Annotated in this window: 12 protein-coding genes and 1 tRNA gene; 3 read left to right on the top strand and 10 right to left on the bottom strand. The window is 66.5% G+C overall.

What is annotated here, in order from left to right:
* Window positions 1-1,594: recombinase family protein (locus RIE31_09440; GenBank protein ID MEQ8640811.1), on the top strand; the 1,594-nt coding region annotated here is incomplete at its 5' end.
* 193 nt (window positions 1,595-1,787) lie between these two features.
* On the opposite strand, the gene RIE31_09435 is transcribed toward RIE31_09440, so the two are convergent.
* Window positions 1,788-1,878 (bottom strand) — tRNA-Ser (locus tag RIE31_09435).
* Window positions 1,879-2,141: 263 nt separating this feature from the next.
* On the opposite strand from RIE31_09435, the gene RIE31_09430 reads away from it, so the two are divergent.
* Window positions 2,142-2,456 (top strand): hypothetical protein, encoded by a 315-nt coding sequence (locus RIE31_09430; GenBank protein MEQ8640810.1) that lies wholly within the window; start codon window positions 2,142-2,144, stop codon window positions 2,454-2,456.
* Window positions 2,457-2,522: 66 nt separating this feature from the next.
* Window positions 2,523-3,113: a LysE family translocator gene (locus tag RIE31_09425; protein MEQ8640809.1), complete on the top strand. Its 591-nt coding sequence runs from the start codon at window positions 2,523-2,525 to the stop codon at window positions 3,111-3,113.
* A 47-nt stretch (window positions 3,114-3,160) separates the two neighbouring features.
* On the opposite strand, the gene lepA is transcribed toward RIE31_09425, so the two are convergent.
* From lepA to RIE31_09380, 9 genes are all read right to left on the bottom strand, one after another.
* Window positions 3,161-4,966 (bottom strand): translation elongation factor 4, encoded by a 1,806-nt coding sequence (lepA, locus tag RIE31_09420; protein ID MEQ8640808.1) that lies wholly within the window; start codon window positions 4,964-4,966, stop codon window positions 3,161-3,163.
* Window positions 4,967-5,050: 84 nt separating this feature from the next.
* On the bottom strand, window positions 5,051-7,477 hold the full coding sequence (pheT, locus tag RIE31_09415) for a phenylalanine--tRNA ligase subunit beta (GenBank protein MEQ8640807.1): 2,427 nt from the start codon (window positions 7,475-7,477) through the stop codon (window positions 5,051-5,053).
* 4 nt (window positions 7,478-7,481) lie between these two features.
* Window positions 7,482-8,609 (bottom strand): phenylalanine--tRNA ligase subunit alpha, encoded by a 1,128-nt coding sequence (gene pheS / locus RIE31_09410; GenBank protein ID MEQ8640806.1) that lies wholly within the window; start codon window positions 8,607-8,609, stop codon window positions 7,482-7,484.
* A gap of 180 nt (window positions 8,610-8,789) precedes the next feature.
* Window positions 8,790-9,155, bottom strand: a complete 366-nt coding sequence (gene rplT / locus RIE31_09405; protein ID MEQ8640805.1) for a 50S ribosomal protein L20 — start codon at window positions 9,153-9,155, stop codon at window positions 8,790-8,792.
* Window positions 9,156-9,158: 3 nt separating this feature from the next.
* On the bottom strand, window positions 9,159-9,362 hold the full coding sequence (rpmI, locus tag RIE31_09400; protein MEQ8640804.1) for a 50S ribosomal protein L35: 204 nt from the start codon (window positions 9,360-9,362) through the stop codon (window positions 9,159-9,161).
* Window positions 9,363-9,704: 342 nt separating this feature from the next.
* Complete coding sequence (gene infC / locus RIE31_09395) at window positions 9,705-10,223, bottom strand: translation initiation factor IF-3 (GenBank protein ID MEQ8640803.1); 519 nt, start codon at window positions 10,221-10,223, stop codon at window positions 9,705-9,707.
* A 157-nt stretch (window positions 10,224-10,380) separates the two neighbouring features.
* Window positions 10,381-12,390 (bottom strand): threonine--tRNA ligase, encoded by a 2,010-nt coding sequence (thrS, locus tag RIE31_09390; protein MEQ8640802.1) that lies wholly within the window; start codon window positions 12,388-12,390, stop codon window positions 10,381-10,383.
* 101 nt (window positions 12,391-12,491) lie between these two features.
* Window positions 12,492-13,445: a glycosyltransferase family 9 protein gene (locus RIE31_09385; GenBank protein ID MEQ8640801.1), complete on the bottom strand. Its 954-nt coding sequence runs from the start codon at window positions 13,443-13,445 to the stop codon at window positions 12,492-12,494.
* Window positions 13,442-14,590, bottom strand: coding sequence for a glycosyltransferase family 4 protein (locus RIE31_09380; protein MEQ8640800.1), 1,149 nt, complete (start codon window positions 14,588-14,590; stop codon window positions 13,442-13,444). The genes RIE31_09385 and RIE31_09380 overlap by 4 nt, the downstream gene beginning before the upstream one ends.
* Window positions 14,591-14,640: the final 50 nt, after the last annotated feature.

Here is a 14,640-nt window from a genome sequence, read left to right as displayed (position 1 = left end):
GTCCTCCGAAGAGGGGCTGGAGCAGGACTTCAACTCCCTGGACGCCCAGCGCGAGGCCTGCGCGGCCTATATCAGGAGCCAGGCGGGCGAAGGCTGGAAACCCGTTCCCACAGGTTACGACGATGGCGGGGTCTCCGGCGGCACCATGGAGCGACCTGGTCTGCAGCAGCTGCTCACTGACATCCGGGCCCGCAGGATCGATACCGTGGTCGTCTACAAGGTGGACCGCCTGACCCGCTCTCTCTCAGACTTTGCCCGAATCGTCGATGTGTTCGACGCTCACAGCGTCTCATTCGTCTCGGTGACCCAACAGTTCAATACCACCACCTCCATGGGCCGGCTGACCCTCAACATGCTGCTGTCATTCGCTCAATTCGAGCGCGAGGTGACGGGCGAGCGCATCCGCGACAAGATCGCCGCCTCAAAGGCCAAAGGCATGTGGATGGGCGGGTACGTGCCACTGGGCTACGAACCCGATGGGCGGACGCTCAAGATCAACGAGGCCGAAGCCGAGACCGTCCGTACCCTGTTCCGGCTCTATCTCGAGCACAGCAATGTCCGTCGCGTGAAAGAGCAAGCCGACCGGCTGGGCCTGACTACCAAGCGCCGCAGCGGCATGGACGGCCGCATGCGCGGTGGCCGGCCACTCAGCCGCGGCCACATCTACAAGATGCTGGGCAACCCGCTCTACGCCGGCCACATCGCTCACAAGGGGAAGGTCTATGAGGGTCAGCACCCGGCGATCATCAATCCGGAAATCTGGGAGGCCATTCAGGCGACGCTCGCCGGCAATACTCCAAGCCGATCATCGACCACCCGTTCCACCGACTCCAGCCCACTCATGGGGAAGCTATTCGACGAGGCGGGCAAGCCGCTGACCCCGAGCCACGCGGTGAAGTCCGGCCGGCGCTATAGGTACTACGTCTCCAAGCGGCTGATTGACGGGACGGTCGCCGAGAGCAGGGACCAAAGCAGTTGGCGACTGCCCGCCCGCGAGATCGAGCGAATCGTGGCGGAATCCGTCCGGGGTCTGCTCGCCGATCAAGACGCTCTGACGCGGGCCGCACGGGACAGCGGAATGGCGGCGAACCAAGTCTCTGCGCTGCTCGATGCGGTCGCTCGATGGACCGGCGAGAGTCTAGAACTCGTCAGACGTGTCGACCTCGCGCCCGACCGGCTGGCCTTCAGCCTGAATCTGTCCCCGATCACGAACGAACGAGACATGGTCGTTCGCCATGCAGTGCCAACGCGGATCAGGCGTCGCGGCGTCGAGATGAAGCTTGTTCTTGACGGGAGCAGCGATAGCACGACGACACTAGACCCGGCATTGATCAAGGCTGTCGCTCGGGCTCACCACTGGTTCGATGAACTGGTGAAAGGCCAGTCACCATCACTCAAAGCTATTGCCAGGAGAGAAGGCTACAGCGACCGCTATGTTACGCGGATGATGCCACTTGCCTTTTTTGCACCGGACATCGTCGAGAAGATTCTCGCGGGCGACGCGCCCGAAGACCTTACGGCTGAGTGGTTGATCAAGCATTGCGATCTCCCACTCGACTGGCAGGAGCAACGCACATTGCTCGGATTCAAGTAGCGGCTCGATTCTGCGAAAGCGAACCGCCGTTCTGGCCGGCAGAGAAAATTACTGGCTTCCTCGTCTCAGCTGCCGGCTACTCGTCTCTCCGGTTCGCCCAACTACAGTGCCCTAGTGAAAAGGCCGCGGAACCCCGCAAGCCGTACCGAGAGTTTGCAATCCTAAAGAAACTCCTTCAATATCAATGACTTAATGGCGGAGGGGGCGGGATTCGAACCCGCGGTACGGGGTTAGCGTACACACGCTTTCCAAGCGTGCGCCTTAAACCACTCGGCCACCCCTCCGGGCGCCGCCAGATAGCCGGTTCCGCCGTCCGGGTGCAACCCCGCCGGCGCTCCGGCCGGCGAAAATCCCTCCTGCCGCTGAACTCCGCCGCCACACAAAGCACGGGCGTGGCCCTGATGCGTGGCGGCGCGGGCTCTGGCGGCCCCAGCCTGACCGGCGCCATTGCCGACCCAACCAGCCGCCGCCGGGACTCCGCGTCTCCCACCAGCCGCGGCTGGTGTTTTTCCGCGCCAGACGGCCACCGGCGCGCTAGACTTGGCCCATGGTCGTGCTGCGCCTCATCTCGGGCCTGCTGGGTCTGGGCTTTCTCGCCCTCACCGCCTGGGCCGTCGTCCTGGACGGCCTCAGGCTGCTGTCCGACGCGCCCTTTCGCTGGACCACTCCCGGCGAGCTGTGGTTCCGTCTGCACCCGGATTCCCTGCAACTGGCGCAGCCGGTGGTCCAGCGCTATCTCCTGCCAGAATTGTGGGACCCGGTGATTCAGAGCGTACTGCTGTGGCCGGCGATCCCGGTCTGCGGTGTGCTGGGCCTCGCCTTCATGCTGATGGCCACGTCCGGTCGCCGGCGACGGCGCTAGATCCTGTCGCCAGGTCCGGGCCGGGCCCTGACGCCGATGCCTGCCGCCTGACTCCCTTCCCGCGCCATGACCTACACCACGCTTCTGCCGCTCGCCTGGTTCCTGCTTGTGGCGTCCATCACGCCGGGACCCAACAACACCATGCTCGCCGCCTCGGGCATGAACTTCGGCCTGCGCCGCACCACCGGCCACATAGCCGGCATCGTCATCGGCTTCGCCAGCCTGGTGTTCCTGTGTGCGCTCGGCCTCGGCACCCTGTACGAGCAGGTGCCGGAGGTTCGCATTGCGCTTAAGACAGCCGGCGCCGCCTATCTGCTCTATCTGGCCTGGCGCATCGCCCGCGCCGGTGAGGTTCAGTCCGGCAGCGCCGCGCGGCCCCTCACCCTGTGGCAGGCCGCCGCCTTCCAGTACGTCAATCCCAAGGCGTGGGTCATGGGCCTGACCGCCACCTCTTCCTTCCTGCCGGACAGCGCCCCGCTGACCGGGGCGCTGACCATGCTGGCCGTGGCCATGATCGTGGCCGCGCCCTCCACTCTGATCTGGACCCTGTTCGGTACCGGCCTGGCGCGCTTGTGGTCCGGCCGGCGGGTGCGTCGCGCCATCAACCTGACTCTGGCGCTGCTGCTGGTGGCGACGGTCCCCTTCATCATCCTCTAGGAGCGCCGGACTCAGATGGACTCGCGCGCAGGCGCGCGGGGCCAACCTCAGTCGTCGGGCAGGCGCAGGGCCTCGATAAAGGCCGACTGCGGCACTTCCACCTGACCGAACTGACGCATCTTCTTCTTGCCCGCCTTCTGCTTCTCCAGAAGCTTTTTCTTCCGGGTGATGTCGCCGCCATAGCACTTGGCGGTGACGTCCTTGCGCAGCGCGCTCAGGGTCTCCCGTGCAATGACCCGGCCGCCAATGGCCGCCTGGATCGCCACCTTGAACAATTGCCGCGGCACCAGCTCCTTCAGCCGCGCGCACAGAGCCCGGCCACGACGCTCCGCCTGGTCGCGATGGACCACCGTAGACAGCGCGTCGGCGGGCTCACCGTTGATCAGGATATCCACCCGCGCCAGATCGCCTACCTGATAGCGCTCCAGCTCATAGTCAAAACTGGCATAGCCGCGCGATACACTCTTCAGGCGATCATAAAAATCGAACACCACCTCGTTCAGCGGCAGGCGATAGACCACCATCGCCCGACCACCGGCATAGGTCAGGTCGATCTGTTCACCACGGCGGTCGGTGCACAGGGTCAGCACCGCGCCGAGATAGTCGTCCGGCACCAGGATGGTGGCCTTGATCCATGGCTCCTCGATGCGGGCGATGCGGGTGGGGTCCGGCATGTCCACCGGGTTGTGCAGATCCAGGGTGCTGCCGTCGGTCATGGTCAGGTGATAGACCACGCTCGGCGCGCTGGCGATCAGGTCCAGGTTGAACTCACGGTCGAGCCGCTCCTGAATGATCTCCAGGTGCAGCAGGCCAAGAAAGCCACAGCGAAATCCATGGCCCAGCCCCTGGCTTGTCTCCGGTTCGTACTGAAAGCTGGCGTCGTTCAGCGCCAGCTTGGACAGGCTGTCGCGCAAGTGCTCAAACTCGCTGGCATCCGCCGGAAACAGCCCGCAGAACACCACCGGCACGGACGGCCGGAAGCCCGGCAGGGCCTTGTCAGTCTGCCGCCGCTCATCCGTCAGCGTATCGCCAACGCGACAGTCGGCGACGCTCTTGATGCTGGCGGTGATAAAGCCAACCTCGCCCGGCCCCAGTGCATCGACAATCAGCCCCTTCGGCGTGAATACGCCCACCTGCTCTACCGGGTGCACCGCGCCGGTCCCCATCATGCGGATGCGCATACCCTTGCGCATGACGCCGTCATGAATACGCACCAGCACCACGACGCCGAGATAGGTGTCATACCATGAGTCCACCAGCATCGCCTTCAGAGGGGCCGCCGCATCGCCGGACTTTGGCGCCGGCAGGCGCGTCACGATCGCTTCCAGCAGATCGCTGATGCCTTCGCCGGTCTTGGCCGAAACGCGAATTGCATCATCGGCGCCAATACCGATGACGTCCTCGATCTCCCGCGCCACCCGCTCCGGCTCCGACGCCGGCAGGTCGATCTTGTTCAGCACCGGCACGGTTTCATGCCCGGCCTCGATCGCCAGATAGGCATTGGCCAGGGTCTGCGCCTCAACGCCCTGGCTGGAATCCACCACCAGGATTGACCCTTCGCACGCGGCAAGAGAACGTGACACTTCATAGCTGAAGTCCACATGGCCGGGCGTATCCATCAGGTTCAGGATATAGGTCTCGCCGTCCTTCGCCTGCCACGTCAGGCGAGTGGTCTGCGCCTTGATGGTGATACCGCGCTCGCGCTCGATATCCATCTGGTCGAGGACCTGGCTCTTCATTTCGCGCTCGGTCAGCCCGCCGCACGTCTGGATCAGGCGGTCGGCCAGGGTCGATTTACCATGATCGATATGGGCGATGATGGCGAAGTTGCGGATGTGCGACAGGTCAGGCATGGCGCATGTCTAGGGCCGCGCGCCCGGCAGGGGAAGCGCGAAAACGATTCACGCCCGGTGTGCCGCCGGATCGTCTGACGCTGCTCACCGGCGCAGCCGGCCGCCGGTGGCTTTCTCAACCGCTGCAACCACACGGGCAGCCACCGCTTCGATCTCCTTGTCGGTAAGCGTGGCGGTCATGGGCTGCAGGGTGACCGCTATGGCCAGAGACACCTTGCCGTCGCCCAGCTCCGCTCCCTGATAGACGTCGAACAGCCTGACCTCGCTGATGAGATCACGGTCGGCACCCCGTGCCGCGCGGATCAGACTTTCGGCCGCCACGTCCGCCGCCACCACAAAGGCGAAGTCGCGGGTCACCGGCTGATAGGGCGACAAGGCCAGCGGCGGGCGGGCCGCACCGCTTGCGGTCTTTGCCCGGCGCGGACCGGGCACACGATCGGCATAGACCTCGAACAGGGTCGCCGGTACGGCCAGATCAAAAGCCGCCGCCACATCGGGATGGATATCGCCAAAGGCGGCCAGCACCTGGGGCCCCAGCGCCAGCACGGCGGAACGTCCCGGATGATACCAGGCCGGCGCCTCGCGTCGGGTCTGCAACGATGCCACCGGTGCGCCCAGCGCCTCCAGCGCGGCAAGAGCATCGGCCTTGGCGTCATACAGATCCACCGGCCGGGGCCGGGCCGCCCAACCGCCGTCCATCACACCACACCGCACACCCGATGCGGCAGTCATCTGGCCGGCCATCAGATCATTATCACTGCCGGCCACACCATATTGCGGCCCTACTTCGAACAGGCCGAAATCGCCCTGGCCACGGGCCAGGTTGCGCCCTGTGGCCGCCAGCAGATTGACCAGCAGCGATGGCCGCATGGCGTCAAGATCGGCGCTGATGGGATTAACCAGACGCAGCGCGGCGGCCCCGCCGCCAAAAGTCAGGGCCTGGGCCTGGCCGGTAAAGGACCAGGTCACCGCCTCATACAGACCGCGCGCCGCCAGCACCCGGCGCAGCACTTGCAGGCGACGCTGCTCCGCCGTCACGGCCGGCCCCGGAATACTACCGCCGGGCACCACCGATACCGGCGTAATGCGGTCCAGACCCCACACCCGCAGCACCTCTTCCACCAGATCCGCCTCGCCGTCGATATCGCTACGCCATGACGGCACCCGCCATGCGGTGGCGTCCGGCTTCGTTTCCGCCGCGTCGAAGCCAAGGCTGGTCAGGATGCGGGCCTGGTCCGCGGCCGGCACGTCGCCGCCGCCCAGCGTCGCCACCCGGTCGCCGCGCAGGCTGACCACCTGCTCCGGCTGCGGCAGGGTGCCGGCGGTGACCACCTGGCTGGCTTCGCCGCCACACCACTCCAGGATCAGACGGGCGGCGACCTCCGCGCCCCATACCGCCGACTGCGGATCAACCCCCCGTTCGAAACGATAGCGCGCGTCGCTCTCAATCCCGAGCCGGCGACCGGTGGCGGCAACACGGACCGGATCGAACAGCGCCACCTCCAGAAAGGCCTCCGTGGTCGTCTCGCTGCAACCGGACCCAGCGCCACCCATGATGCCGCCGATGCCATGCACGCCCGTTTGGTCGGCGATGACAATGGCCCCGTCGTCCAGCCGATAGGTCCGGCCATCCAGGGCCAGCACCTCCTCGCCATCCTGCGCCAGACGCATGGTCAGGTCGCCGCGGATCTTGCCTGCGTCGAAGACGTGCAGGGGCCGGCCCAGGTCATAGGTCAGCAGGTTGGTGATATCCACCAACGCAGAGATGGGACGCAGGCCGATGGCTTTCAGCCGCTGCTGCGCCCATTCCGGGCTCGGCCCGTTGCGCAGATTGCGGAACGTGCGGCCGGCGACGAAGGGACAGGCGTCCGCCGCATCCGCCGGCAGGTCGCGGCGCCATGCGGTCGGGCTGGCGAAGGTGCCGGCCAGCGGCGTCGTGTCGAACGGCTTGAGGCGGCCAAGCCCGGCCGCCGCCAGATCGCGGGCGATGCCGGCGACGCCAAGGCAGTCGGCCCGGTCGGGTGTGATCTGCACCTCGATCATCGGATCGTCCAGACCCAGGATCTCGGCGAAGGGGGTGCCGACGGTTGTGCCTTCAGGCAACTCAATGATGCCCTCATGGGCGTCGGACAGGCCCATCTCGCGCTCGGAGCACAACATGCCGTTGCTCTCGACGCCGCGAATCTTGCTCTTCTTCAGGTGCAATCCCGTGCCGGGAATGATAGTGCCGGCGGCGGCAAAGACCCCCACCAGGCCGGTGCGTGCGTTGGGTGCGCCGCACACCACCTCCACCTCGCCGCCGGCGGTCTCGACCCGACAGACCTGCAGACGGTCGGCATCGGGATGCGGCCGCGCCTCGATCACCCGGGCCACCGTAAACGGCGCCAGGTCGGCGGCACGGTCCACCACCTTCTCCACCTCCAGACCCAGCATGGTCAGGCGCTCGGTGATGGTCGCCAGATCAGCGTCGAAATCCAGATGCCGGGCCAGCCAGGAGAGAGTAAAACGCATGGGTCTAGCGCCCGCCGCCGCGCGCCGGCACCGGCGTCAGCCCGCCGGTCAGACCGGTGGCCAGACGCGGCACATCCAGCGCCGCGAAACCGTAGTGGCGCAGCCAGCGCAGGTCCGCCTCGAAGAAGGTGCGCAGATCGGGAATGCCGTATTTCAGCATGGCGATGCGGTCCAGCCCCATACCCAGCGCGAAACCCTGATAGCGGCCGGAATCAATGCCGCAATTCTCCAGCACTTTTGGATGGACCATGCCGCAGCCCAGAATCTCCAGCCAGTCACTGCCCTCGCCGATGCGGATACTGCCGCCGTCGCGGGCGCAGCCGATATCCACCTCCGCCGATGGCTCGGTGAAGGGAAAGAAGCTCGGTCGGAAGCGGAACTTGAGGTCTTCCACTTCGAAGAAGGTACGGCAGAACTCCATGATGCAGCCCTTGAGGTGGCCCATGTGGGTCGCCTCGTCGATCAGCAGGGCTTCCACCTGGTGGAACATGGGAGTGTGGGTGGCGTCGCTGTCGACCCGATAGGTCTTGCCCGGTGCGATGACGCGAAACGGCGGTGTGCCGTTCATCATGGTGTGAATCTGCACGGTCGAGGTATGGGTCCGCAGCAGGCGCGGCGCGCCGTCGTCGCCCGGCGGCAGATAGAATGTGTCGTGCATCTGCCGCGCCGGATGCTCGGGCGGCATGTTGAGCGCTGTGAAGTTGTGGAAATCATCCTCCACATCCGGTCCCTCGGCGACACGAAATCCCATAGCCGCAAAGATCGCCACCACTTCATCCATCACCTGACTCAGCGGGTGGATGCGGCCGGCCGCTTCCGGCCTCACCGGCAAGGTGGGATCAAGGGTTTCCGTCGCCAGCCGGGCGGTGCGTTCGGCCCCGGCCAGAACGGCACGGCGCGCTTCCAGCGCCGCCTGCAGACGGTCCTTCAGGGCGTTGAGCGCCTGGCCCGCCGCGCGACGCTGGTCGCCCGGCAGGGCGCCCAGTCCCTTCATCATCTCGGTGACACGACCTTGCCGGCCCAACGCCTCCACCCGCACCGTCTCCAGCGCGTCGAGACTGTCCGCCGCGGCAATGCGCGCGCCGAGTTCCCGTTCAATCTCCTGGTGTGCGGCCTCTGTCGCACTGGCCATGGCGTCGGACTCCGACTTGCTGTCTGGCTTGCGGTCTGACTGATTCGAAGGAAGGTGCGGCGTGTGGGGGCAAGACTAAAACAAAAGGAGGCGCGGTGGGACCGGCCTCCTGGTCACGGAGTCTCTCCGCCGTGACGGGTCTCCCCAGCGCCCGATCAGGCCGCCTGACCAGGCGGCGTGTCAGGCCGCAGAAGCCAGTGCGGTCTGCGCCTGATCGACCAGCGTCTTGAAGGCGTCCGGCTCACGCGCCGCCAGATCCGCCAGCACCTTGCGGTCCAGCTCCAGCCCGGCCCGCTTGATGCCGTCCATAAACGTGGAATAGGTCAGGCCGTGCTCACGGGCGCCGGCGTTGATGCGCTGGATCCACAGGGCGCGGAACTGACGCTTGCGTTGACGGCGATCGCGATAGGCGTATTGCAGCGACTTCTCCAGCCGCTCGCGGGCCACCACATAGGCGGTGCTGCCGCGACCGCGAAAGCCCTTCGACTGCAGGATGATTTTGCGGATTCTGGCGCGTTTGGTGACGCCACGTTTGACCCGTGCCATGGCTCAGCTCCGCCCGTAGGGCATGTAAGTGCGAACGATGCGCGCATCGGCGGCGGCCAGGATGCCGGTGCCGCGCACCTGGCGCTTCATCTTCTGCACCTTGTTGCTCAGCATGTGGCGCTTATAGGCACGGTTGAACCGGATCTTGCCGGTGCCGGTCACCTTGAAGCGGCCCTTGACGGCACTCTTGGTCTTCAGCTTCGGCATTGCCGTCCGTCTCCCAAATACAGCCACAACCGCCCGCACGGGCCGCCGGCGTCTTGTCCTGTCCGGCATCCACGGGAAACAGCCCCGTCCGAACAGCCCTCAGGCGAATTATGTCTGGCCGCCCGCCGGCCCTCGGCCGGACCCCGACCCGGAGAAACCCCTAGGCGAAGGCGCGTTTATAGAGTTGTGCCAGGCTCATGGCAAGCCCGACACCGGGCCAACTGGCAACAATCCCGGGCCCGCCGCGGCCCGTCGGATTGCCCCCGCGGCTTTGCCGCATACCGCCCCCGCGGCTTTGCCGCCCAGTGCCTGAGCGGTTTTGCCGCCGGCGGCGACCTCGCCTCAGCGCGGGGCGATCACCATCACCATCTGGCGTCCCTCCATACGGGGGAACTGTTCGACCTTGACCTGCTCTTCCAGATCGTCGCGCACCCGGTCGAGAACCTTGGCGCCCAGGTCCTGGTGGGCCAGTTCGCGGCCGCGAAACCGTAGCGTCACCTTGACCTTGTCGCCGTCGCCCAGGAACTTGCGGACATTGCGCATCTTGACCTCATAATCGTGGTCCTCGATGCCCGGGCGCATCTTGATCTCTTTGATTTCAAACGTTTTCTGGCGTTTGCGCTGTTCGTTCTTCTTCTTCTGATTGACGTATTTCAGCTTGCCATAATCGAGGATCTTGCACACTGGCGGGTCGGCCGTGCCGGCCACTTCCACCAGGTCGAGCCCGGCCTCGGCCGCCATTTCCATGGCCGTTTCGGTGGATACCACACCGACCTGCTCACCTTCGGCGCCGATCAGGCGCACCTGTGCCACTCGAATGTCTTCATTGATCCGCGGCCCATCCTTCTGGGGCGGGGTCAGGCTGTTTGGACGAGCTATGGTCGTAACTCCTGTTCAGTTGATCCGGTCAATTCCGCCGCAACAGCGACCGATTGGCCTCTGGCGCCACTATACAGGCTCGCCGGCGCCGGCGGCAGCCGATTCTTTCACCAGCGGCGGGCCGGGCCGGCCACGCCGCTCAGAACCGCGCCACACCGCCGGCCACGGCCGATCCCTGGCCCGGCCCGGCGATGGCCAGATGGCCCAGGGTCGGCACCCTGGCCTCCGCCACCAGGCTGGCGACGACCTGCTCCAGGGTCAGGGTCTCCTGCGCCTGGCTGCCCAGACGGCGGACGGCGACCGTGCCCTCCTCCGCCTCGCGGCGGCCGACCACCAGAATCGCCGGCACTTTCTGCAGGCTGTGCTCGCGCACCTTGTAGGAGATCTTTTCGTTGCGCTTGTCGATCTCACCGCGCAGACCGGCCGCCCGGCAGGCGGCCAGCACCCGGCCGGCATAATCGTCGGCGTCATTGGTGATGGTCGCCACTGCCAGTTGCTGCGGCGCCAGCCACAGCGGGAAGTGGCCCGCATAGTGCTCGATCAGAATGCCCAGAAAACGGTCGATCGACCCCAGTATGGCGCGGTGGATCATGGCCGGCCGGTGTTTACCGCCGTCCTCGCCGATATAGGTGGCGTCGAGCCGTTCGGGCAGGACGAAATCCATCTGGATGGTGCCGCACTGCCACTGACGGCCGATGGCGTCGCGCAAATGAAACTCCAGCTTGGGGCCATAGAACGCCCCCTCGCCCGGATTGTGCACCGTCTCCAGGCCGGCTGCTTCGGTCGCCTCCAGCAACGCCGCTTCCGCCCGGTCCCATGTGGCATCATCGCCGACCCGCACCGAAGGCCGGTCGGCGAACTTCACCTCGATGTCGCTGAAGCCGAAATCGGTATAGGTGGCGTAGAGCAGGTCGCAACAATCCTTCACCTCCGTCACAAGCTGCTCCTGGGTGCAGAAGATATGCGCATCGTCCTGATAGAACTGCCGCACCCGCATCAGGCCGTGCAGCGCGCCCGATGGCTCGTTGCGATGACAGCAGCCAAACTCTGAGAAACGAACCGGCAGGTCGCGGTAGCTCTTCAGCCCTTGCTTGAATATCTGCACATGACCCGGACAGTTCATCGGCTTCAGGGCCAGGACACGGTCGTCCTTGGACTGGGACGTGAACATGTGCTCGCCGAACTTCTCCCAATGGCCCGACGCCTCCCACAGGGAGCGATCCATAAGCTGGGGTGTGCGAATCTCCTGGTAACCGGCGCCGGCGATGCGGCCGCGCATATACTCCTCGACGATGCGCCACAGAATGGTGCCCTTGGGATGCCAGAAGGTGGAGCCGGCCGCCTCTTCCTGCATGTGGAACAGACCGAGATCGCGGCCCAGGCGGCGATGATCGCGCTTCTCCGCTTCCTCGCGCCGATGCACATAGTCGGCCAGCGCCTTGTCGTCGTGCCACGCGGTGCCATAGATGCGCTGCAGCATGGCGTTGCGCGAATCACCCCGCCAGTAGGCGCCGGCCACGCTCAACAGCTTGAAGGCCGTGCCCAGCTTGCCGGTGGACGGCAGGTGCGGGCCCCGGCACAGGTCAATGAAATCGCCCTGCCGGTAAAGCGTAATGTCCTCGCCACGCGGCAGGTCCTCAATGATCTCGGCCTTGTAGTGCTCGCCCATGTCCTTGAAGAACTGGATGGCTGCCTCGCGCTCCCACACCTCGCGGCTGATCGGTTCGTCGCGTTTGACGATCTCCCGCATACGCGCTTCGATCACCGCCAGATCCTCGGGCGCAAACGGCTCGTCGCGGGCAATGTCATAGTAGAAGCCGTCGGTGATCACCGGGCCGATGGTAATCTGCACGTCCGGCCACAGCTCTTTCACCGCCTCGGCCAGGACGTGCGCTGCATCATGGCGCAACAGCTCCAGCCCGTCGGCGCTGTCGCGGGTGATGATGGCCACACTGGCGTTGCGGTCGATCACCCGCGACAGGTCCATGGCCACCCCATCCACGCGCATGGCGACGGCCGCTCTGGCCAGCCCCTTGCCGATGGCTGCGGCGATCTCGCCGCCGGTGACCGGGCCCTCGAAGCTGCGGGTGCTGCCGTCCGGCAGGGTGATGACGACTGCCGCCGCCTGTGTTTGCGCCGAAATGCTCATACCTCCCTTATACTCTGTCGGTGGCCGACACCAAAGCCGGCCGCCCGGTCCGTATTCACCGAATCCGGCCGCCACTCTGGCTTGTTTTGGTTAACGCTTGCTCAATCGGCATCCGCCGCCGGTCCGCTGGGCCGCAGGGCCAGAGCGCGCCGCACCTCATCCACCGTGATGGCCGCAATCGCGTCGCGCTGTAGCACCGCAACGGAGGCACCGCGCGGAGTCGAGCGCCGCGGATTGCCATGGGCCGACAGCAGCCAGGTCAGCGGACACCCCACCGCCGCGATGATGAAGGCCGGGCCGGTGTCGCCGGCGACCGCGCCGGCGGCGCGGCGGGCCAGCGCCGCCACCTGGCCAAGGCTGGTGCGGCCGGCCAGATTGAGGGCGCCGGGGCAAACCAGGGCGATCTCGTCCAGCACAGCCATTTCGGCCGCGCCGCCGATCAACACCGGTGTCAGTCCGTCTTTCACCAGGCCCTGCGCCAACACGGCGAAAGACAATGCCGGCCAGCGTTTCTCAGGATGGCCAGGCGACGAGCCGGCAACCAGCAGAACAAAACGCCCGGCTGGCGTCAGCTCTGCTATGTCGCCGTCGAGCCAGGACAGGTCCGCCTGCGGCTCAACGGTGATTCCGGCTGTCGCCAGCAGGCGGGCCAGATTGTCCTGGTTGTGGCGCTGACGGAAGGTCGGGTCCACATGCGCCACGTCGGCCATCGGATCGGTGCCGCACCACTGGCTGCTGCGGTCACCGGCCAGCCGTCGCAGCCGGCGATACCAGCGGGTGCGACCGGAGTTCTGCAAGTCATAGACACGGGCGAAGCGGGCGGCGGCCATGCGGCGGGCCAGCGCCAGCCAGGCGCCGACCTGCCACGGGCCGGGTCGCGTGTCGATCCAGACCCGGTCCACCCACGGGCAGGCCTCCAGCAGCGGCGCGAAGGCCGGCGCGGTCAGGGCCACCACCGTGTCATCGCCATGGTGACGGCGGATCGCCTGCAACGCATCCATGGCCTGCACCAGGTCACCCAGCGCTCCGTGCTTGATCACCAGGACGGCAGTCACGCCGGAACGCTTGCCGCTTCGGGCCTCGTGCCGCCGGCCAAGAGCTCGCTATAGACAGCCAGCGTGCGGCGGCACATCAGGCGCTGATCATAGTGCGTCCGCACATGGTCCATGGCGCGGCGCGCCAGGTCGGCCCGGCTGTCACCGTCCAGGGCCAGCGCCTCGGCCAGCCCGCGGGCCAGCGCCGCCGCGTCACCCGGCGGCGTCAGCCAGCCGAGCGCGCCGCCATCAAGCTGCTCCACGGCACCGCCATGGGCGCTGGCCACCACCGGCCGGCCCATGGCCATGCCCTCGGCCACCACCCGACCAAACCCCTCCGGGTCGGTGGAGGCCGACACCACCACGTCGGCTGCCTTGTAGGCCGCGGCCATGTCGCGGCACGGACCGACGAACTGAACGACCGACTCAATGCCCAGCGAGCGAGCCAGCGCCACCATCTCGTCGCGATAGCGCTCAGGCCCGTCACCCACAAAGACACAGCGCAGATCGCTCCGGCCCAGGTCCGCCACGGCGCGGATCACCACCTCATGGCCCTTCCACCGGGTCAACCGGCCAGGCATGACGATGACCGGTTCACCATCGGCCAGCCGCCACCCCTCGACAATCTGGATCAAGCGCTCCGCCGGCACCCGGTCGGGATCGAAGATGGCCAGGTTGATACCGCGCGGGATGATCCGCAGACGGTCCTCACCCACGCCGTAGCGCGTCTGCACATGGTGCGCGATGAAGTGGGAAATGGCGATCACCCGATCACCCTTCGCCATGATGGCGTTGTAGGCCCGCTTGATCCGGTTCGATTCGTTGTAGGTGCCGTGAAACGTGGTCATGAACGGCGTTGCGGTGCGGCGGCAGGCCAGCCTGGCGCTCCATGCCGGGGCGCGTGACCGCACATGCACCAGATCGACTCCTTCGGCCTCGATCAGTCGCGCCAGGCGGCCGGCATTAGCCCATAGCGTGGCCGGCGACTTGGAGGCCAGGGGCAGCGTAATGTGGCGGCCGCCAGCGCGTTCGATTTCACGCACCCGGGCGCCACCGGCCGACGCCACAAGGGCGACACCACCAGCCGCCGCTGTCGCCGCTGCCACATCAATCGCTCCCTGCTCCGCCCCGCCACTGCCCAACGCCGGCAGCACCTGCAGGATCACCGGGGGCCGGCCCGCCGGCCCGGGCAGAGCGCTGTACGACGGGCCCGGCG

Source organism: Alphaproteobacteria bacterium, from assembly GCA_040218575.1.
Classification (GTDB): Bacteria; Pseudomonadota; Alphaproteobacteria; order JAVJRE01; family JAVJRE01; genus JAVJRE01.
Note: the sequence above shows the minus strand (reverse complement) of the source record. Positions and strands in the feature narration are given on the sequence as shown.

Excerpts from the sequence above, each read along its gene's own strand:
- RIE31_09430 (MEQ8640810.1), top strand. The coding sequence starts at position 2,142 with ATGGTCGTGCTGCGCCTCATCTCGGGCCTGCTGGGTCTGGGCTTTCTC.
- RIE31_09425 (MEQ8640809.1), top strand. The coding sequence starts at position 2,523 with ATGACCTACACCACGCTTCTGCCGCTCGCCTGGTTCCTGCTTGTGGCG.
- lepA (MEQ8640808.1), bottom strand. The coding sequence starts at position 4,966 with ATGCCTGACCTGTCGCACATCCGCAACTTCGCCATCATCGCCCATATC.
- pheT (MEQ8640807.1), bottom strand. The coding sequence starts at position 7,477 with ATGCGTTTTACTCTCTCCTGGCTGGCCCGGCATCTGGATTTCGACGCT.
- pheS (MEQ8640806.1), bottom strand. The coding sequence starts at position 8,609 with ATGGCCAGTGCGACAGAGGCCGCACACCAGGAGATTGAACGGGAACTC.
- rplT (MEQ8640805.1), bottom strand. The coding sequence starts at position 9,155 with ATGGCACGGGTCAAACGTGGCGTCACCAAACGCGCCAGAATCCGCAAA.
- rpmI (MEQ8640804.1), bottom strand. The coding sequence starts at position 9,362 with ATGCCGAAGCTGAAGACCAAGAGTGCCGTCAAGGGCCGCTTCAAGGTG.
- thrS (MEQ8640802.1), bottom strand. The coding sequence starts at position 12,390 with ATGAGCATTTCGGCGCAAACACAGGCGGCGGCAGTCGTCATCACCCTG.